Annotated in this window: 17 protein-coding genes; all 17 read right to left on the bottom strand. The window is 64.4% G+C overall.

Annotated features, from left to right (window positions below):
• Position 1 precedes the first annotated feature (1 nt).
• The 17 genes from HNQ40_RS06525 to HNQ40_RS06605 all read right to left on the bottom strand — a co-directional run bounded on the left by HNQ40_RS06525 (position 2) and on the right by HNQ40_RS06605 (position 19,068).
• Positions 2-1,513 (bottom strand): sugar ABC transporter ATP-binding protein, encoded by a 1,512-nt coding sequence (locus HNQ40_RS06525; protein ID WP_184677073.1) that lies wholly within the window; start codon positions 1,511-1,513, stop codon positions 2-4.
• Between the two features lie 4 nt (positions 1,514-1,517).
• Positions 1,518-2,522 (bottom strand): substrate-binding domain-containing protein, encoded by a 1,005-nt coding sequence (locus HNQ40_RS06530; protein WP_184677074.1) that lies wholly within the window; start codon positions 2,520-2,522, stop codon positions 1,518-1,520.
• A 48-nt stretch (positions 2,523-2,570) separates the two neighbouring features.
• A complete protein-coding gene (locus HNQ40_RS06535) occupies positions 2,571-3,923 on the bottom strand; it encodes a DUF1552 domain-containing protein (protein WP_184677075.1) in 1,353 nt (450 codons plus the stop codon).
• A 12-nt stretch (positions 3,924-3,935) separates the two neighbouring features.
• Positions 3,936-7,472 carry a DUF1592 domain-containing protein gene (locus tag HNQ40_RS06540; protein ID WP_221435405.1) on the bottom strand — a complete coding sequence of 1,179 codons (3,537 nt, stop codon included), beginning with the start codon at positions 7,470-7,472 and terminating at the stop codon, positions 3,936-3,938.
• Positions 7,473-7,767: 295 nt separating this feature from the next.
• Complete coding sequence (locus HNQ40_RS06545; protein ID WP_184677076.1) at positions 7,768-9,141, bottom strand: Gfo/Idh/MocA family protein; 1,374 nt, start codon at positions 9,139-9,141, stop codon at positions 7,768-7,770.
• Positions 9,142-9,227: 86 nt separating this feature from the next.
• Entirely contained in the window at positions 9,228-10,154 is a 927-nt protein-coding gene (locus HNQ40_RS06550) for a hydroxypyruvate isomerase family protein (protein ID WP_184677077.1), read from the bottom strand.
• 321 nt (positions 10,155-10,475) lie between these two features.
• Positions 10,476-11,078: a tetratricopeptide repeat protein gene (locus HNQ40_RS06555; protein WP_184677078.1), complete on the bottom strand. Its 603-nt coding sequence runs from the start codon at positions 11,076-11,078 to the stop codon at positions 10,476-10,478.
• Positions 11,075-11,584, bottom strand: coding sequence for a hypothetical protein (locus HNQ40_RS06560; protein ID WP_184677079.1), 510 nt, complete (start codon positions 11,582-11,584; stop codon positions 11,075-11,077). The genes HNQ40_RS06555 and HNQ40_RS06560 overlap by 4 nt, the downstream gene beginning before the upstream one ends.
• The gene (locus HNQ40_RS06565) at positions 11,581-12,891 is read right to left on the bottom strand and encodes a hypothetical protein (protein ID WP_184677080.1); all 1,311 of its coding nucleotides are present in this window, start codon (positions 12,889-12,891) and stop codon (positions 11,581-11,583) included. Before HNQ40_RS06565 ends, HNQ40_RS06560 begins: the two co-directional genes overlap by 4 nt.
• The gene (locus HNQ40_RS06570) at positions 12,888-13,391 is read right to left on the bottom strand and encodes a hypothetical protein (protein ID WP_184677081.1); all 504 of its coding nucleotides are present in this window, start codon (positions 13,389-13,391) and stop codon (positions 12,888-12,890) included. Before HNQ40_RS06570 ends, HNQ40_RS06565 begins: the two co-directional genes overlap by 4 nt.
• Before the next feature lie 53 nt (positions 13,392-13,444).
• Positions 13,445-14,329, bottom strand: a complete 885-nt coding sequence (locus tag HNQ40_RS06575) for a hypothetical protein (RefSeq protein ID WP_184677082.1) — start codon at positions 14,327-14,329, stop codon at positions 13,445-13,447.
• Entirely contained in the window at positions 14,329-14,844 is a 516-nt protein-coding gene (locus tag HNQ40_RS06580; protein WP_184677083.1) for a prepilin-type N-terminal cleavage/methylation domain-containing protein, read from the bottom strand. Before HNQ40_RS06580 ends, HNQ40_RS06575 begins: the two co-directional genes overlap by 1 nt.
• Positions 14,837-15,232 (bottom strand): type II secretion system protein, encoded by a 396-nt coding sequence (locus HNQ40_RS06585; RefSeq protein WP_184677084.1) that lies wholly within the window; start codon positions 15,230-15,232, stop codon positions 14,837-14,839. Before HNQ40_RS06585 ends, HNQ40_RS06580 begins: the two co-directional genes overlap by 8 nt.
• Entirely contained in the window at positions 15,225-15,776 is a 552-nt protein-coding gene (locus tag HNQ40_RS06590; protein ID WP_315852764.1) for a prepilin-type N-terminal cleavage/methylation domain-containing protein, read from the bottom strand. Before HNQ40_RS06590 ends, HNQ40_RS06585 begins: the two co-directional genes overlap by 8 nt.
• Entirely contained in the window at positions 15,773-16,219 is a 447-nt protein-coding gene (gene gspG, locus HNQ40_RS06595; protein ID WP_315852765.1) for a type II secretion system major pseudopilin GspG, read from the bottom strand. The genes HNQ40_RS06590 and gspG overlap by 4 nt, the downstream gene beginning before the upstream one ends.
• The gene (locus tag HNQ40_RS06600) at positions 16,209-17,456 is read right to left on the bottom strand and encodes a type II secretion system F family protein (protein ID WP_184677087.1); all 1,248 of its coding nucleotides are present in this window, start codon (positions 17,454-17,456) and stop codon (positions 16,209-16,211) included. Before HNQ40_RS06600 ends, gspG begins: the two co-directional genes overlap by 11 nt.
• Before the next feature lies 1 nt (position 17,457).
• Positions 17,458-19,068 (bottom strand): GspE/PulE family protein, encoded by a 1,611-nt coding sequence (locus tag HNQ40_RS06605; RefSeq protein WP_184677088.1) that lies wholly within the window; start codon positions 19,066-19,068, stop codon positions 17,458-17,460.

Below are 19,068 nucleotides of genomic sequence, written 5' to 3' on the forward strand. Positions count from 1 at the left end.
CTCAGGCGGTCTGGGCGTGGGCCTCGCCGGTGGTCGCAAACCCCATGATGTCTTGCAGCGTCCAATCCTCGATCGCGCGGACCGGGCTGAGCCGACCGCGGTACATCACAGCCAACGAGTCGCAGACGCCCTGGAGCTCGGGCAGATACGAACTGACGATGATGATCGACTTCCCCGCCGCGGCGAGCTCCTGGATGATCAGGTAGATCTCCGATTTGCTGCCGACGTCGATGCCGCGGGTGGGTTCATCCAAAAAGAAAATATCCGAGTCGTGGTTCATCAGCCGTCCGATGGCGACCTTCTGCTGGTTGCCGCCCGACAAGGTGCTGATCGGGTCCGTGGTGGTGTGGCACTTCACGCCCAGGCGGTCGGCCCAGCGGTCGGCGATCACTTTCTCTTGTTTGAGATCAATGAATCCGTAGCGCGACGATTTGTAGAGCGACGACAGCGTCGTGTTCGCCACGATCGTCATGCTCTGGGCCAGACCCTCCTGCTTGCGGTCTTCGCTGAGCAGGTCCAGGCCCGCGGCCAAGGACCGCCCGGGCGTGACACGACGCCGCGTGAGCTCACGCCCCTGTTCCAACGCCACCTCGCCATCGATCATCGGGTCGAGGCCGAACAGGCAGCGCAGCATTTCCGACCGCCCCGCGCCCACCAGGCCGAACACGCCGAGGATTTCGCCCCGCCGCAGCTGTAGCGAGGCGCTGGTCGGGAACTCCTGGCCGGACACGTGACCGCAGCGCAGCGCCACCTCGCCGATCTCGTGCTCAAGCCGGGGGTACATCTCGTCGAGTGATCGGCCAACCATCATCTCAATGATCTGCGGGACAGTTACGCCGTCCATCATCCCGGTGCCGACGGTCTCGCCGTCGCGTAGCACGGTGTAGCGGTCGGCGATCTCCTGCACCTCTTCGAGGAAGTGGCTGATGTAGATCACGGCGATGCCCTGGTCGCGCAGCTTGCGGATCACCTCGAACAGCCGACGCGTGTCTTCGCTGGACAGCGAGCTGGTCGGCTCGTCCATGATGATGATCTTCGCTTCGCTGACGATCGCCCGGGCGATCTCGATCAGCTGCTGGGTGCCGATCTTCAGCGAGCCCACGCGCGTCTGCGGCGACAGGTCGGGGTGCCCGAGCAGGGCCAGCGCGTCGCGGATCTTCGGGGTGTTGTTCTTGGCGAAGCCCCAGCGGTGCTGCTCCATGCCGAGCATGATGTTCTGCTCGATGCTCAGGTCGGGGGCGAGGGTGAGCTCCTGGTAGATCATCGCGACCCCCGCGCGTCGGCCGTCGTTGGGGCGGGCCGGGGTGTACGGCCGATCGTTCAGTGTGATGCGGCCTTCGGTCGCGGGGTGGGCGCCGCTGAGGATTTTCATCAGCGTGCTCTTGCCCGCGCCGTTTTCGCCGATGAGCGCGTGGACCTCGCCCTCGTAGACGTCCAGCTCCACGCCGCGCAGGGCGTGGACCGGGCCGAAGCGTTTGTGAACGCCTTCGAGGTGGAGGATGCGACGAGCCATGCGGTTACTGCCCGGCGATCCACTTCTGGTAATCCGGGAACAACACCTGCTGCATCTCCGGGGCGTCGATGTTGTCCTTGGTGACGATAGAAACGCCCGTGTCGACGAGCTTCTCGACGGGCTTGTCTTCGAGCAGGTTGATCGATGTCTTCACCGCGAGGTAGCCCATGTTGAACGGGTCCTGCGACGCGGTGGCCGCGAGCAGGCCGTTGCGCAACGATTCTTCGATGTACGGATTGAAGTCGAACCCGACGACCTTGATCTTGTCCTTGAACGGGGACTTGTCGAGCGCCAGGAGCATACCCTCGGTGGTGGTTTGGTTGCTGCAGAAGATGCCGTCGAGTTTGTCGCCCTCGGTCTGGAGCAGCCGGGCGCCGACTTCCTGGGACTTCACTTCATCGCCGCCGCGCTGCGAGTCGGAGATGACTTGGATATTGGGGTATTTCTTGATCTCGCTGAGGAAGCCCGCCTCGCGTTGCTCGGTGCTCTGCGAACCCTCGACAAAGCGGAGCAGGCCGATGCTGCCCGATTCGTTGATCGCCTCGGCCATCGCCCGGGCACAGAGCACGCCGCCCTGGAAGTTGTCGGTGGCGACGAAGGATTCGTAGGCCGACTCGTCGTCGAGGCCCGAGTCCCAGACCACGGTTTTGATGCCCTTCTTCTTGGCGTTGGACACCGACTTGACCAGGTCCACCGCGTCGATGGGCGCAACCGCAACGGCGTCGACTTTCTTGACGATCAGGTTCTGGATGGTCTTGATCTGTTCCGAGCGGTCGTTGCCGATGGCCGGGGGCTGCCAGACGACTTCGTAGCCGGTTTCTTCGCTGGCGGCCTTCAACACGCCGCCCTGGACCATCTTCCAAAACTCCACATCGCCCGCCTTGGGCACGACCGCGATGCGCGGCAGTTTTTCGGACGAGCCCTCCGACGACGAGCCGTCGCCGCCTCCGCACGCAACGAGAGACGAGGCGACAAACACCAGGGCCAGGACGAAGATGGATTGCTTCATAAGATCACGGGTTCCGGAGGGGGAGGCAGAGAGAAGGGATACGCAGAATCAGGCGAAGACCGAGGGCAGCGGCCCGTTGCTGTCGGCGAACGACACCGTCGGGATGCCCACCGCGTTGAGCATGCTCACGTACAGATTAGACATCGGCACGTGCTTCTCATCAAACACGGTGTACTCGCCGTGCTGCAGGCCCAGGTTCTCGCCGCCCGCGAGCACCAACGGGTAGTTGCGGGCGTTATGCGTGTTGCTGCAGGCGCTGCCGTAGAGCGTGAGCGTGTTGTCCAGCAGCGGGCCGTATTCGTCGTGGGTGTTTTTCATCCGGTCGATGAAGTAGGCGAACTGCTTGGTGAGCCATTGGTCGTAACGGCCCCACTCGATCCAGTGGTCTTTGGTCTTGTCGTGGGAGATCTTGTGGTGGCCCTTCTTGATGCCCAGCGCGAGCATCGGGAAGTTTTCACCGAAGCCCATGCCGTCTTCGCGGGCCATCATGAACGTCATCACGCGGGTGAGATCGATCTGGAAGCCCAGCACCATCAGGTCGAACGTCGAACGCAGGTACGCCTCAGGATCGACGGTCGCGTCCACGTTGAGATTCAGGTTGCTGGCGTCGAAGTCGGCCAGCGGGATGTCGAGCCACTGCTCGTTGCGCTGCAGCTGCGCCTCGACGCTGCTGAGCGAGCTGAGGTACTCGTCCATCTTCGCTTTATCCTGGCTGCCGAGGTGGCGCGACAGGCGTTTGCTGTCTTCGAGCACCAGGTCGACGATCTTTTGGCCCTGCTGCAGGCTCTTGCGTCGGTCTTCGGTGGTCCCGCCGCCGTTGGGCGAGAAGTATCGCTCGAAGATGTCGCGTTGCCGGTGTTCGGAGGGGATCGGGTTGCCCGACAGGTCGAACGACAATGTGCTGATGCGCGACTTGTAGCCCACACCGCCGTCGGTCGACAGCGCGAGGAAGGGGTAGCGCGTGTGCGGCGCGAGCGCCTGCGCCGCGACCTGGTCGACCGAGACCTGGTTCATGTATCGGCTGCCGCGGAGGTCGCCGCCGGTAAGCCAGGTGTCACCCGCGATGTGCCCGAGCACGCTGCGGCTGTTGGGGTGGCTGAGCCCACCGAGGATCGAGAGTTTGTCGCGGTGCGGCTCAAGCGGTTCGAGTGTTTTGGTGAAGGTGTAGTCCTTGCCCGAGCCGCGGGGGAACCAACTCCAGTCCGCGCGGTGCGGGCTGTCTTCGGGGGGCAGGCCCACGCCGTTGGGGAAGTACACAAAGCACATCCGCTTGGGCGCCCCCGCCGCGGAGGCCGACGCCACCGCCGGTGCCCCCATGCACTCGAGGTACGGCAGCATGCAGGACACGCCCACCCCCTTGAGGAACGTCCGTCGATTCAGTTGCCAGGGCTTGCGGGACATGACGCGGTCTCCTTAATGCTGGGTAAACGAATCGCTTAGCACGATGTGCTCGAACACACTGCGGAAGGTGTAATCGTCGCCCTTGACCGCGGCAACGATGTCGTTGATCTCTTCTTCGTCGGCAAACGTGACGTTTCGGCCCAGGGCGTAGGCGTAGAGATGCTCCACCAGAGCCTTGGTGAAGTGGTCGCGCTTGGCCATGAGCACGTAGTTCTTGATGCCGGTGACGCCGCGGACCTCGATGCCGTCGGGCAGGGTCGACGTGGAATCGACGCGCTCGCCCTGCACCTGCTCGCGGAATCGGCCGACGGCGTCATAGTTCTCAAACGCCACGCCGTAGGGGTCGATCTTCAGGTGGCAATCGACGCAGGACGCCTTGTCGCGGTGCAGCGCGAGCTGCTCCTTGAGCGTGAGGTTCTCGAAGCCGGGCGTGTCGGGGTCCAGCTCGGGGACGTTCGGCGGCGGCGGCGGCGGCGGGTCGCCCAGGATCTTTTCCTTCAGCCAGACCGCCCGCTTGATCGGGTGGCCGTCGGTGCCGTCGGAGTGGCCGGTGAGGAAGGCACCCTGGGACAGCAGGCCGCCGCGGTGCATCGACGGCAAAATCTCGACACGGCGGAAGTCGTGGCCTTTCACGCCCTCGATGCCGTAGAACTCCGCGAGGTTCTGGTTGAGCATCGCGAAGTCCGAGTCGATGAAGTTCATGATGCTCAGGTCGTTGACCAGCACCTCGTGCATGAAGTGGTAGGTTTCCTCGGCCATGTCCGCCTTCACGAATCGCGTGAAGTCCGGGTAGCGCCGGACATTGGTGTTCATCTCGCGCAGCCGGTCCACGCGCAGCCACTCCTCGGAGAACCGCCGGACCATCCGCCAGGCCTTAGGGTCCTGCACCATGCGTTCGATCTGAGCGGGCAGCTCGTCACGCAGCCGGCCTTCCTGAGCCAACCGACTCAACTCGGCGTCCGGCGGAGAGTCCCACAAGAAGTACGCGAGCTTCGACGCCATGTAGTGCGGGTCGATCCACGGGCCCCGATCCTCGTCAACCTCTTCGTCGGCCTCGAACACGTACAGGAAGTTCGGCGAACACAGGATCGCGACCAGGACTTCCTTCACGCCGTCTTCGTAACGGTCGTAGTTGCCCTCGATGTTGCGCCAGAAGTCGAGGTACACCTCGACCTCCTCGGCGGCGAGTTCACGACGGAACGCACGCTCGGCGAAGGCCCCTACCACTTCACGGGTGTACGCCTCCTCGTCGCTGCGATTCGGCGAATCGAAGAAGATCTGCGTGTGGCTCGCGGGGGGCCACTGCGCGTAGGCCGGGGTTTTGAGTTCGAGCGAATGGACCATCAGCGGCGGGCCGGACTGGCTGCTGTGTTTGACCAGGAAGTCGTTCCACAAGCCGATGACCATCATGTTCGAGAACGAGTCCGAGCTCGCGTTGGGGTCGAACACGGGGGTGGGCAGGTTCTCGAAATAGCCTTGGAATTCATACGTTTCGGGCTCGCCGGGCGGCGCGGTGACTGTGCGGACGGCGTCGAACGTGGCGTAGTCCATGCCGTCGTCGGTGCGCGTGCCGGCGTAGGCCCGCAGCGACGGAGTGGAGTCGCCGTAGGCCTTGCGGTTCTTCTCCGCTTCCTTCATCAACGACTTGTAGGCCTGGTGGTTTTCGGGCAACGGCGTCAGGCGGACTTCCTTGAACCCGACAAAGAACGGCCCGCCGACCATCAGCAGATACTCCTTCTGCTTCAGGTAGACGAGGCTCACCGCCTCGGTGATCTCGCCCGCCTCGCGCAATTCGTCGGGCAGGTCCAGGCGTTCCTGTTTGCGGAAACGCCAGTCGAAAACAAACCGATACGACGGCATCGCGTCCTGCCCGGCGTAGGGGTGGACAAAGTCGAGCTGATAGAAGCCCGCCTTGGGCACCTCAAACCGGTAGTCCGCCCGGGAGTCGGCCGCCACATCGATCGGGCGGAGCCAACCCTCGGCGTCGATCTCGAGGTTGTCCAGCTCGAGGTAGTCCTCGGCCCGGACGATCAACGAATCCTCACGCACCGCCGCGGGCTCGGGGTTGCGCAGGGTGACAAAGCCCTCCTTCGCCGCGGGCGTGATCTCACCACGCGACGCCTTCACCCGGAAGACGAACGGGCCTTCCTCCGGAAAGATGTCTTTGATCAGGATCTTGAGGTTGGGCGACGGGCCCTGCCACGACTTGGGGCGTCTTTCACGGTGCGGGAGGGCGCCGTAGAGGTTGATGCCTTTTTCCGTGACGCTGAAACGGTCCGAGCCCGAGCCCCGCATCCCCAGCCCGATCTTGTTTTGGATGCGCTCGACACCCTCGCCGGCCATGGGCTGGCCGTTGACGTCGAGTACCTCGACGGTGATGTCGTCCGACGAAACCGGGACGGATTGATACCCGCCGAACTGAGCGCCGGGCAACTCTTTCCCCGAGTTTTTCGCGATGTTCACCCGCCAGCGCTGTGCCTCGGGCTGGTCCCCGAACACGATGGCCTTGTCCAACGCCTCGCGCGCGATCTGCTGGTAGTACTCGATGTGCAGCGGCGAGGCCTGCAACGTCTCGGCGTTGTTGGTGAAGCCCATCTCCGACTTGGCGTCGGGCGGCAGCGTCTGCCCGAAGTCGATCGGCAGGCCCAGGAGCTCGTTCAACGAGTGGGTGTACTGCGCCCGGGTCAGGCGACGGAACGCCGGCTTGTCTTCACTCCGCCGAGCCTTCGCGGCGATCGCCAAAGACTCGGTCATCCAATCCACCAGGCGACGGCGTTCGTCTTCGTTTGGCTGCGACTTGCCCTTGGGCGGCATCTCGCCGGAGTTGATCATGTCCAAGACCGACCGCCAGCTCTCAGCATCGGGGCCGTGGACCATGTCCCAGTCCAACCCATCCAGACGCACATCGCCCTTCTGCTTGTCCTCGCCGTGGCAGCCGTAGCAGTACTTGGCCATCGTCGGCTGAATGTGATCGACAAACATCTGCGCATCGATCAACGAGTTCTGCGTCGCGGCCAGCTCGAGCACGTCCTCCTGCTCGCCTTCCTCGTCTTGTCCGATTCCGAGGTAGCGTTGCAGCGTCTCGGGCATGTACGCGGTGAGGTAGTCCGAGCCGTGCGTTAGCGAGCCGCCGAAGTGGCCGGCCAAAGACAACAGCGCGACATTGACCAGCAGCAACGGCCGATACAACCAGATCCAGCCGTGACGATCCAGACTGACACGCCGCAGATACAACAGCCACACCGCCAGGATCGCAGTGCCCCACCCCAGCCATTGGTGCTGCGACAGCAGGCTCTCCCGATACCCGCCACTCGAGGCCAGCAGAAACCCCGCCAGCACCGCCGGCACCGCACTCAACACCGACACCCACAACACGATCCGGCAGGCGATGTCGAGGTTCCACTTGGATCGAACCAGATTCAACAGCTCCAACAACGCCAACACGAACATCGCGCCGATCGGCATGTGCAGGACCAGCGGGTGGAACCGTCCGAGAAAATGTACCCAGCCGATCTCGTGAGACTCGGCCGGACGTAATAGCAGCGGCACGCATAGGGCGCACGTCAATGCGATCGAGAATATCAGGTGAGACTTCATAGAATCTCTGGCGAGGGGCGGGGCTGCAAACGGCTAAAAACGCAGTAGAAAACGAGTGCAGAACCAAAAAGCACGGCTCAACGCCGCGCTCGAAAACAAAATCCCATCTTAATCGGTACTAATTCATTTACTATGAAGAGAACCGTCAAATTTATGTCTTATTCCGCGAACTATTTGCCCAACAATATTCGGCATTCTGCCAGGAATCTGCCGTCACCCCCGTGAAGATGACCGCACGGGCCGCGGCTCAGCCTTCCAACGTCCAGCCGTCGCGGTAGGGCTTGGTCAACAGCGCGTTCGCGTCGGGGAAGTTGGTCACGACACCGCTCTTGCCGTCGTATTGCAGCTCTTCGCCCGCCCGGAAGGCGGCGAGGCCCAGGCACATGCTCTCGATCATGTTGGCGCTGTACTCAAAGTTGCACGCGGTGTTCTTCGGATCGCCCTCTTTGCAGGCCCGGGTCCACTGCTTCTGGAAGTTGCCCAAGGGCTCGATCAGCTCGGGTTCGGGACGCGGGGCGAAGTGGGTCATGTCGGTGACCTTCCCGTTGGGGATCAGCAGCCGGCGGGAGAAGTCGGCGACCACAAAACCCTTGTCGCCTTTGAACATCGCCCCGTGGTCGATCTTGTTCAGGTCGATCCACGGCGAAGGCGAGCTGGGCATCGCGCCGCCCTGGAACCACGTGCAACGGATGGGGCCACGCCAATCGTTGGCGGGGAAGTTCATCGAGGTGCGTAGCTGCACCGGCGTGACCTCGGGGTTGAACGCCTCGTCCGAGCTGGACTTGATGCTCGTGGGCAGGTCGGCGTCGATGACGTTCCAGACCAGGTCCATGGTGTGGCTGCCCATGTCGCCCATCTGTCCGATACCGAAGTCCCAGTACATGTTCCAGTTCAGGCAGTTCGCGCCGGGTCGGCCTGAGAAATACTCGGGGTGGTATGGGTGCTCGGGTGACGGGCCGAGCCAGAGGTCCCAGTCGATGTGGCTGGGGATGTCGTGTCCGCCGGGCAGGTAGCCGGGCTTGGGGATCTGGCGGTTGCCCCAGGCGTAGACCTCTTTGAGTTCGCCGACGCCGCCGTCGTGGATGAGCTCGCGGAGGCGGTTGAAGTTGGGCATGGCGTGTCGCTGCATGCCGACCTGGGTGGCGAGTTTGTCCTGCTTGCCGAGGTAGGTCTCGCGGACCGTACGGGCCTCGTGGACGGTGATCGCCAGGGGCTTTTCCATGTAGACGTGCAGGTCGCGGTTGAGCGCCCAGTTGGCGATGAAGGCGTGGGTGTGGTCGGTGGTGCAGCAGAGCACCGCGTCGAGGCCGGGGTGGTCCAGGGCCTTGCGCCAATCCTTGTACACGGCGGCGTTGGGGAACTGCTCCAGCGCAAAGGCGATCGACTTCTCGTTGACATCGCAGACCGCGACGACGTTTTCATCTTTGAGCGTGGCGTAGTGCGCGCCCGCTCGGCCGTGGGCGCCGATCAGCGCGACGTTGAGCCGATTGTTGGCACCGACCGCGCCGTGTGCCGAACGCCCCGTACCCAGACCGGGCATCACCGCAAGCCCGGCCCCGGCAGCCAGACCTGCACGCAGTAAATCACGACGACCGATGGCGGGAGTTTCAGAGGGTTTCATGGATGCACTCTTCCGGGAAAATGAAAAAAACAGAAGCGGTGGTGGATACACAAATCAAACGCAGCAGTCTCGAGACGCGAAACGAATCAACCTAAAAACGCGTCGCACTGCCGATACGCGTTAATCACCCGGAGTTCGCCTTCTTTGCCGTCGACGCTGTTGCCGTGCTCCATGCCGACGATTCCCTTGAAGCCCCGGCGGTGCAGGTCGGCAAAGACGTTGAGGTAATTGATCTCCCCGGTGCCGGGCTCTTTTCGCCCCGGGTTGTCGCCGACCTGGATATACGCGATGTGCTTCCACGCCTTCTCCATGTTGGGGATCAGGTTCCCCTCGGTGATCTGCTGGTGGTACAGGTCGTCGAGGATCTTGCAGCTCGGCGAGTTCACCGCTTCGCAGATCGCATAGGCCTGGGGGATCTTCGTGAGGAAGAGGCCCGGGTGGTTGGTCCAGGGGTTGAGCGGCTCGAGCACCATCACCAGCCCCTCGGGCTCGCAGACCTCGGCCATGGCGCGGAGGCAGTCCACCACGTTGGCGGTCTGGTAGTCCCACTCCAGGTTGTTCACGAACTTGCCGGGCACGATCGTGCACCACTTGGCGTTCACCCGCTTGGCCACCTCGACCGCTTCGCGCATCTGCTGCTGCAAAAACGCCCGCGCCTCGCTGCCCCCATTCACATAGAGACCGTCTTTGAAACCGGCGTGGGCGACAAACACCCCCATGGTCATGCCCAGCTCGCTCATAGTCGCGGCGATCTTCTCCTGGGTCGCCACGTCCCGCTTCATCATGCCGTTGTCTTCCCAGGCACGGAAGCCGAGGCTGTGGGCAAACTTGAGCTGGTCGATCAGGTCGTCGCCGGCGTGGTGCTTGAACATGCCGAAGTGCGGGGCGTAGAGCAGATTGAACGGCTCGGTCGGCAGCGCATCCACGCTGCTGGGAACTTCACCCGTCGCGGAAACCGCAAGCCCTGCGGTGGAAGCGAGACCCGCCGCAAGAAAACCGCGTCGATCAATCATGTTCGTGAACTCCAAACGAAAAGAAAAGCGAAACAGAAAATCAGAATTGAGCACAACCACGATGTAAACGCGGCCGAGGCCGAGTGCGCGTTGTGGCTATACATTTTAGTTTTCGTCCGGACCGTGTCTATGACTTCAAACCGCTATCCCATGTCTCATTCCGTGATGGCCGATTCTCGGGATTTGATGGCCGATCGTGGTGGTCGAAAAAGGCGGGCGTACCTCGACCAAGCCATGCGATGGGGATGCCTCACGGGGTAACCGATGATTGGGAATTGTGCCCTGGGACAAAAGACGTTTTACGACCGATGTGAGACCGGATCAGTCGAGCCGATCGATCTGCTGCCGGGCCCACTCCACCCAGACTTCGCGCTCGTCGTTGTCGGCGATCTGCCAGAGCTGCTGCCGGAGACGTGCGTCGTCGTCGCCGCGCTTCACCCGGGCCCGCACCAGGTTGGTCAGGTAGTCGGGGTCGTCGGGGTTGAGCGCGATGGCGGCTTCGTACTGCTTGACCGCGTCGTCCAGCCGGAGCCCGATCTCCATCACCAGGCCGAGGTTGTTCGCCGGCTCGGGGCGGAAGGGCATGAACTCGATCGCCCGCTGAAACGAGATCGCCGCGTCTTGCAGCCAGTCTTGCTGGTAGTAGATCTTGCCGAGGTTGTTGTGGGCCGGGCCGTGACGCGGGTCGGACTCGATCGCAAGGAGGAAAAACTTCTCGGCTTCTTCCAGGTCCTGCAGGTGCACCGCCTGAACGCCGCGCTCAAACGACGACTGCGCCGCCTGCGGATCGCCCGAGAGCTCGACCACTACCTGACGCGACGAGGCGTTCGACGACGAGCTGCACCCGATCGACACGAGCAGCCCCCCCGCCACCAGAAGAAGCAGACCCGACCGGACAACCGTGTTCGTGGAGATTTGTTTCAAGGCTGGCTTCCTGATGAATCGAGGACCTCGGCTTCGATGCGCCACGACTCGACGCCGGGCGAACCGGGGACGGGCGAGTCGCTGGACCGAAGCACAAGCGTGGTGACACGGTTGGCCTGGCCCGAGCCCTCCGACAACGCGTGCAGCGCTTCGACGGCCGGCCGCAAGGCGACTGGGCTCAAGACCATACGGTACGAGACCGCCCCCGAGCGGTCGAGCCGAGGCGTGACCGACCGCAACGACGACAGGGACAACTCGCTTTGGTTCAGCGCCGCTTCGATGCGCGGGATGAAGCCGGTCTGGGCCAACCCCTCCACCGCGCCGCCCGACTCGACGCCCGTGCGCACCAGCCGCAGACGCTCCACGAGCTGCATGCCTTCATCCAGATCGCGTTCGGCGCGCCCGGCCTGGTCACGGGCGTTCTGGTGAAAACCATAGGCCACCACCAACACCACGACCCCGAGCAGTGCGATCGTCAGCGGGATGAACGGTTTGAATCGGCTCATCGCGTCCCTCCCGCGTTGGCGTTTCGGGGCTGGGTATTCACCTGGATTTCAAAGCGGGTTTGGCCGGACGGCATCACCTGCGTGGTCGGCGGCAGCACGCCACCCGCGGCGACCACCGCCGGGTGATCCGCCACGCTTTGGGCGATCGTGTCGATCATGCCGAACGACTTGGTCTCGCCCACCAGACGGATCGAGCTGACATCCGCGGAGATTTCGTCGAGTTCGTAGCCGCCTTCATCCGGTAGCCGTTGCACGAGACCCAGCACGTCTTCCAAAGCGTCGCGTCCGCCCTGCGCTCCGTCCGATGTCGCCAGCACAGCAGCCTCGCTGCGCAGACGGGGAAGCACGACACTCGGGGCGCGTTGGTCGGGGAAGAGCTGCTTGAATTCATCGCGGAGCTGATCGTTTGCGTTGTCCGCCCGCTGCTGTTGTTGCCCGCCCATGACAAAGAACAGCGCCGCCAATCCCCACGCCACCAGGCCCGCCGCTGCGATCGCCGGTGTCCAGACGCGCAGCGCCCGGGCCTCATCCGCCGCGCTCGGCAAGAGGTTCAACGGCAAACCCGCATCACCCGCCAAGACCTCGGTCGCGTGACGCATCGCCGCGTGATACCCCGCTTCGGGCGCGGTGGATTCCGAGCCGTCGGCCAACCCCGAGCCCGTCGGCATCAGCGCATCGTCCACGCCAAACGCTTCGCCCGCCGAGCCCTCGGCCTGCCCCAACACGCGGGCAACCTCTTCCGCTTCCGCCGGCACAAAACGCCAGTGTTCAAGCTGCCCCTCGGCATCAAACACCAGATGGTCCACGCCCGCCGGGTGATTCTGCACCACCACGCCCCCGCTCCGCTCCGATCGAGCCGCCGCGGTCAGCATCGCCGTGGGCGTCACTCCCTTCACCTCAAACCCCAAACCTTCCAACGCCTCAGCCCACGGTTGCCAAGTATCATTGCGTGCCGCCACCGCCAGCGCCGTCGGGCGGTGCGCCCCCACAAACGTCACGCTTAGCGTCTCCAAGTCGTCCGGGAGTTTGCCTTCGAGGCGGTAACGAAGCGCTTCTTCACGACGCCAGCGCGGCAGGTCCTCGGTCGGCAACTCCGCGGCGTAGCACAGCGTGCTGCCCAGGCCCAACACGATCGGCGATGGCGCGAGGCCGTTGTCCATCAGCCATGATTCGATGGCGGCGCGATCCGGTTCCTCATCCACCCACGACAGCCGTTCGAGCCGGGTCATGCCTTCCAGACGGATGCCGAAAACCAGTTCCCGGTCTTCGACAAACACCGCGATGATCTGCTCGGGATTGCTCATCATCGCCCCCCCGACTGCGCTTCGATGCGCTTGCGTTCGGTCTGGAGCTTGATCGAGCGGCCGTTCACGGAGAGGGTGGCTTGGCCGTCGCTCACGGATTCGACCCGTGCACCGCCGGGCAACTCTTCGCCGGGCTTGGCCACGACCAAGCGGTCACGGCCATCGATAAACAGCCCTTCCGGCTCGCCCTGCGACGGGATCAAGGTGCCCAGCAATTTGATCGAGCGGACTTCGATCGGCGGCAACGACACCGGGGTCGGCGGCGGCGCGGGGGCCTGCCCGCCTTGAAGACGCAGCGTGTCGAGACGCTCGAGCTGCTCCGCGGACAACGCCGTGGAGGTTGGCGTCACCACCACCGGCGACGTGCTTCCGCCCGTTACGGACCCGGGTTGTGCGGCCTCGCTCTGCGCACCACGCCACACCGTCCAGCCCCCGAAGCCCCCGGCGACGAGAATCACCAGCGCCAGGCCGCGGGCGAGAAGTTGTTGCAGGGATGGGGTCATGAATGAATCGTTCCGTGGATATCCAACCTATCGGCCGAGCGGGCCGAAAAAACTTACCAACGCAGTTCGTAGTCGCCGCCCCGCCGGTTGCCCTGCGGGTTCTGCACACGCAGCACCACGTCCGTCCGCCGGCCGTCGTCGATCACGATGCGCAGGCTGGTGGTTTGCGCCGCACTCGTGAGGAGTGTTTCAAGACCTTCGATCATCTGCGGATTGTCCCAGCCTTCGAGCAGCTCGGCCAGCGCTTCTTGCAACGATTCGCGGCTCGACACCGCCTGACCCGACAACACCAGAGCCACTTCGTCGGCCTCGCGCGGCGGCAGGTGCGCTCGGAATGCCAAACCCAACGCCAACGGGTCGGCGTGACGCGGGTTGATCTTGCCCGAACCCCAGAGCGTCAGCCGATCAAACGGCCCCAGCGTCGGCGGGCTCTCGCGCATCACACGCTGCACCTCCTCGCGTTCCGACAATTGATCAAACGAGGCAAACGCCGGCCACCGGGCCTGCGCCCCCGAAGCGGTCAGCCCAAAGTCCTTGTACGCCCCGTCCGCGTCGAGGCTCAGCCCCTCGGCACCACCCGCCTCGGCGAAGCGATCCAGCTCGCGTGCAAATACCTCTTCACTCAACACCTTCTGCAGGCTGTTGAGGTTCGCTTTGGCGTCTTCGTTGGCCCAGCGCAGCTGCACCAGCTGATCCCCAAGCAACGCACGCCCCGCCACCACACCCGCGGGTCCCGCCGCCAAGCGGTCGCGCTGGGCAAGGATCGCTTCGTCGGCACTGCGCACCGCCAAGTCACGCTGCAGGCGATGCAGATCCAACGCCGCGGCCTGCTGCTGCGTGTGCACACGCAACGCCAAGCTCGCCAACGCCGTGCCGAGCACCGCCAAGACGGCCAGCACCAACAACAACACAAAGCCTTGGTCCCGCGTCTGTCTCATCAGCCCGCCCCCCCGCGTTGCCGGTCGGCCAGATTGAATCGCAGCGGCCGCACCCCGGGGTCCGCAAAACGCAGCACCACCCAACCCTGTCGATCCATCTCAAAGTCTGCAACACACGCCGCGACGAGTTCGCGCTGAGTCGGGGCGAGTTGGACTTGGCCGAGGCGCTGCTGTTCGCGGAACAACAACTGTGTGTCGGCGTCGATGCGATAGGTGACGCGCACCGCGTTGTGATCCGTGGTGCCGAGTTCGACATCTCGACCGCTCCAGCCCTCGATGCTCAGCTCCTGGTCGTCGTACACCGCCCAGAGCGCCTGGTCGAGGTCCGCCTTGATCTGTCCTTGAACGATATCGCGCCACGGCGTCGCTTCTTCGATCGGCGCATCATCCGCCAACCGACGCTCGCTGCGCACCACGCCGCCGAGCGCTTGGAACAACGCCGCCAGCAGCATGCCGGTTAATGCCAGCACGGCGAGCATCTCAATCAACGTGATCCCGTGTTCTCGCTTATTCACGGCCGCCCCCTTCCAACGCCAACGGCGTCGGCCGAACCACAAAACGCTCGACGGCCGCCAATTCCGGAGCCTGCTCGTCCGCCGCGGGATACACGCTCACCCGCCGCACCATCAGGCCCAGCGCATCCAGCGACGGCGGCTGCCGATCCTGCACCACCACGAAGAACTCGTCGGAGTAAAACGATCCCGGGCCGAGGACTTGCTCAGCCGCGTCATCACTCAACACCTCGAGCAACGCCACCGCTTCCTGGCGAAGTTCCGCACGCTGCGCCTGCTCGACCAGCCGCGACCGCGCCACCAGCGCCGCGGTCAACACGCCCGCCATCAACGCCAGCGCCGCGACCACTTCGATCAGCGTCAGTCCTCGTTGGCGAGAGCGATCAACCATCGCCCACCACCCTCAGCGCATCGAGCACCGCTTCACCCCGTCGGCCGTCGGTATCCAACGGCGTCCACTGCCCGCTCACCCCCGCGATCAGCCACCGCTCATCTCCGCTGGCCGCGGAGAGTTCCAACGCATACGTCGGCATCACCGCGTCGCCCGAGCATCGCCAAGTCACCTCGCCGCGGCGCACCCAACCCGTTGACGGCGTCCACACCGCGACGACCCGCGCGTGCTGCTCGCTGGTGGACCAACGCAGCGGACTCGTTTTCGCCTCGCCCTCCGCTTGTTCGCGCAAAGTGCCGCCGCCCAGGTCCAGCGTGACTTCACGGATGTCTCCGGCGAGTCGGGCGCGTTGGCGCACGCGCTGGTCGAAGTCCACCAGCTGTTGCTTGAGCAGCGCGTTGTCGAACACGCTCTTCGTACCCCGCAGCGACGCCGCCGCGAGGGCCGAGGTCAGTCCGAGCAACAGCAACACCACGATCAACTCGATCATGCTGAACCCGCCGGGCCGGGCCCGGGGTGCGCATTGGACCGGGCTTGGTTTCACTGGCCGACCTCGGCGTCGTTGTCGTCGCTGCTGATGTCGGCGTCCGCGTTCTCGCCGCCCTGCATGCCGTCTGCACCGAGGCTGATCACTTCGTACGGACCGTTGGGCCCTGGCTGGTTGTAGAGGTACTCGCGGTTCCAGGCGTCGAGCAGATCCCCGTTGGCGATGATCGGCTCGGGCAGCTTGTCCGTGGCGCGGAACAAGATCTCCAGCCCTTCCTGGTTGGTGGGGTATCGGCCGTAGACGGTGTAGAAATCCGTCAGCGCATCTTCAAGCGTCTTGATCTCGACCTGCGTCGCGGTGACTTTGGCGCGGACGAGGTGGCCGCGCACGTTCAACCCGACCAGACCCGCCAGCAGGCCGATGATGACCAGCACGACCATGATCTCGATAAGCGAAAAGCCGCCCGGTTGGCGATGTCTGTTTTTCCGATCAAATCCCATTGCCGATCTCCAAAATGGGCAGCAGCGTGGCGAACGCGATCAGGCCCACCAACAACGCCAACAACACAATCAACACCGGCTCGACCAACGCGGTCAGCCGGGTGGTCAACGACACGACCTGGCGGTCGTAGCTCGCCGCCAGGCGCTCGAGCAGTTCCGCCAATCGCCCGCTCTCCTGGCCCAGGCCAAACACCTTGACCATGGCGGGGGGAAACGCCCGTGTTTGTTCGAGCGCAGGCCCCAGGTCTCGGCCTTCGTGGACCGCTTCCTCGCAACGCTCCAACGCATCGCCGAGTTCTCGGTTACGCACCGCCCGCCGCGCGATGCCCAGACCTCGCTCAAAACTCACGCCGCTGCGCAGCAAGGTCGACAACACAAACGCCAACCGCACCACCGACTGTTTTCGTTCGATTTCGCCCAGGATCGGAAGCGCCAGCAAGCTGCGATCAAACCACCGCCGCCCTTTGGGCTGCCGCAAAACCGCCGCGACAACAATCACCACGAGCAACGCGACGAGGCCAATCCACAGGCCATGATTGATCAGCGCATCGCTGAATCCCTTCACAATCCGCGTCGGCCCAGGCAGCGGTCGGCCGGTATCGGATAACGCCTCCAATATGTCCGGCACCACATACGTCATCAGGAACAAGCACACGCCCAGCCCGAACACTCCCACGACCACCGGATACGTCAACGCGCCCAGTAGGCGGTTCTTCATCGTGGACCGCCGTTCCTGATAGTCGGCGACGCGTTCGAGCACGACGTTGAGCCGGCCGGTCTCCTGCCCGACGCGGACCATCGCCACGGTCGCGTCGTCGAACACCTTGCGACCGGTCGACAGGCGGGCCGATTCCATCGCGTCGGCCAACGATCCGCCGGACGCGACACGGTCGCGCACGCCCTGCAGCACCGCTTTGAACCGCGACGCCCGCGCGGGCTGCTGCTGGATCAGCACATCCAGCGCCTCCAACACCGACACGCCGACCTCGATCAGCGTCGCCAGCTCTTGCAAGAACCCCGCGATGTCCGGCTTGCGCAGCGTGGGCAAGCGCCACGACGACAACCGCGACTCTTTCGCCTCGGCGTCGTCCCGCTGCTTCTTCTGATACGCCTCGAGCGAACGCAGGTCCAACCCGCGGTCACGCAGCTGATCCCGTGCATCCCGCGCGGTGTCGGCCACGAGGGTTCCCGTCTCCCGCGCCCTGCCCTTGAACGCGATGTAGGAATACACCGGCATGTCAGAACCCTTCCGCTTCGAGCGGCGGCAGGTCACCCGTATCGTCTTGACCCGTGTCGCCAGACATCGATGAGCGTCGTGTGACACGCAGCACTTCCTCGGCGGTGGTCAATCCACGTGCGATCTTCTCGGCCCCGTCTTCGCGCAGCGTGGTCATACCCGCCGCGATCGCGTGGCGTTTCAACTCGCTGGCTGGCCTTCGGTCGCCGATCAATTCGGAAAACTCGGGCGTCACCGCGAGCAACTCGAACAAGCCCAGCCGACCGCGATAGCCCGTGCCGCGGCATTTCTCGCAGCCCGTGCCGTGGCGCGGCTGCATCGGCGTAACCCAAGGCGTCTCGCCGACCCGGCCAAGCTCCTGCGCGATCTGTTCTTCGCTCAGCGGCTCGCCGCAGTCGTCACACACCCGCCGGACCAGGCGCTGCGCCATCACGCCCAGCAACGAACTCGCCACGAGGTACGGCTCGACCCCCAAATCGATTAAACGCGTCACCGCGCTGGCCGCGTCGTTGGTGTGCAGCGTCGAGAACACGAGGTGGCCGGTGAGCGCGGCCTGGATCGCAAGCTCGGCGGTTTCGCGGTCGCGGATCTCGCCGACCATGATGATGTCGGGGTCTTGCCGCAACACGCTGCGCAGCCCCTTGGCGAACGTCATCCCGCGCTGCGAGGCGACCTGCATCTGGCTGATGTTTTCGAGTTGGTATTCGATCGGGTCTTCGAGCGTGAGCACGTTGAGCTGGGTCGCATCCACTTGGCGGAGTGCACCGTAGAGCGTGGTGGACTTGCCGCTGCCGGTTGGGCCGGTGACGAGAATCAGGCCGTGCTCTGCTTCGATGAGCGGCATGAATTGCTCGCGGATGCGCGTGGGCATGCCGAGTTCGTCGAGGCTGAATCGGCGGGTGCTCTGGTCGAGCAGACGCAGCACCACGCGTTCGCCGTGCTGCGTGGGCACGCTAGACAAACGCAGATCGACCTCGCGGTCGCCCAGTCGTACGCTCGCCCGGCCGTCCTGCGGCAGGCGTTTCTCGGCGATGTCCATGCCGCCCATGATCTTCACCCGGCTCACCAGCTCTTCGTGAACCGCGGCGGGAAATTCAAACGCGTCGTACAGCAACCCGTCGCTGCGCAGACGCACCAGCGTCTTGCCGTTGCGCGGCTGCACGTGGACGTCCGACGCCTCAGCGACCACCGCTTCGTAGATGAGCGCGTTGACCAGCTTCACCACCGGCGCCCGGCCTTCGTCATCCAGCAGGTCGGCGACGCGCTGCGGCGCATCGGCGCCCGCGGATTGCGTCGCGGCTTTCACGTCGATGTCGGCGATGGCGCCCTGGGTATCGATGCCGGACTCGGCGTAGGCCGACTCGATCGCCGAGGCCAGACGGTCGCTCTCCCAACGCTCTAACTTTGCCGGGCACACACGACGACGCAGCGCATCGATCACATCGGGGTCGGTGTCATCGGTCGACAGAAACAGCGGCCGGCCCTCGGCGTCGGCCACACCCAAGATGCTGTGACGCCGGGCAAAACCGATCGGAACCCGCGCGACAAAGTCCGGCCACGGCCGGGGCGGGTCCGCGGGTTCGGCGTTCGGATTGACGGGCTGAGGGTTCAT

The sequence above is a fragment of the Algisphaera agarilytica genome (assembly GCF_014207595.1).
Lineage (GTDB): Bacteria > Planctomycetota > Phycisphaerae > Phycisphaerales > Phycisphaeraceae > Algisphaera > Algisphaera agarilytica.

Excerpts from the sequence above, each read along its gene's own strand:
- HNQ40_RS06525 (WP_184677073.1), bottom strand. The coding sequence starts at position 1,513 with ATGGCTCGTCGCATCCTCCACCTCGAAGGCGTTCACAAACGCTTCGGC.
- HNQ40_RS06530 (WP_184677074.1), bottom strand. The coding sequence starts at position 2,522 with ATGAAGCAATCCATCTTCGTCCTGGCCCTGGTGTTTGTCGCCTCGTCT.
- HNQ40_RS06535 (WP_184677075.1), bottom strand. The coding sequence starts at position 3,923 with ATGTCCCGCAAGCCCTGGCAACTGAATCGACGGACGTTCCTCAAGGGG.
- HNQ40_RS06545 (WP_184677076.1), bottom strand. The coding sequence starts at position 9,141 with ATGAAACCCTCTGAAACTCCCGCCATCGGTCGTCGTGATTTACTGCGT.
- HNQ40_RS06550 (WP_184677077.1), bottom strand. The coding sequence starts at position 10,154 with ATGATTGATCGACGCGGTTTTCTTGCGGCGGGTCTCGCTTCCACCGCA.
- HNQ40_RS06560 (WP_184677079.1), bottom strand. The coding sequence starts at position 11,584 with ATGAGCCGATTCAAACCGTTCATCCCGCTGACGATCGCACTGCTCGGG.
- HNQ40_RS06565 (WP_184677080.1), bottom strand. The coding sequence starts at position 12,891 with ATGATGAGCAATCCCGAGCAGATCATCGCGGTGTTTGTCGAAGACCGG.
- HNQ40_RS06570 (WP_184677081.1), bottom strand. The coding sequence starts at position 13,391 with ATGACCCCATCCCTGCAACAACTTCTCGCCCGCGGCCTGGCGCTGGTG.
- HNQ40_RS06575 (WP_184677082.1), bottom strand. The coding sequence starts at position 14,329 with ATGAGACAGACGCGGGACCAAGGCTTTGTGTTGTTGTTGGTGCTGGCC.
- HNQ40_RS06585 (WP_184677084.1), bottom strand. The coding sequence starts at position 15,232 with ATGGTTGATCGCTCTCGCCAACGAGGACTGACGCTGATCGAAGTGGTC.
- gspG (WP_315852765.1), bottom strand. The coding sequence starts at position 16,219 with ATGGGATTTGATCGGAAAAACAGACATCGCCAACCGGGCGGCTTTTCG.
- HNQ40_RS06600 (WP_184677087.1), bottom strand. The coding sequence starts at position 17,456 with ATGCCGGTGTATTCCTACATCGCGTTCAAGGGCAGGGCGCGGGAGACG.
- HNQ40_RS06605 (WP_184677088.1), bottom strand. The coding sequence starts at position 19,068 with ATGAACCCTCAGCCCGTCAATCCGAACGCCGAACCCGCGGACCCGCCC.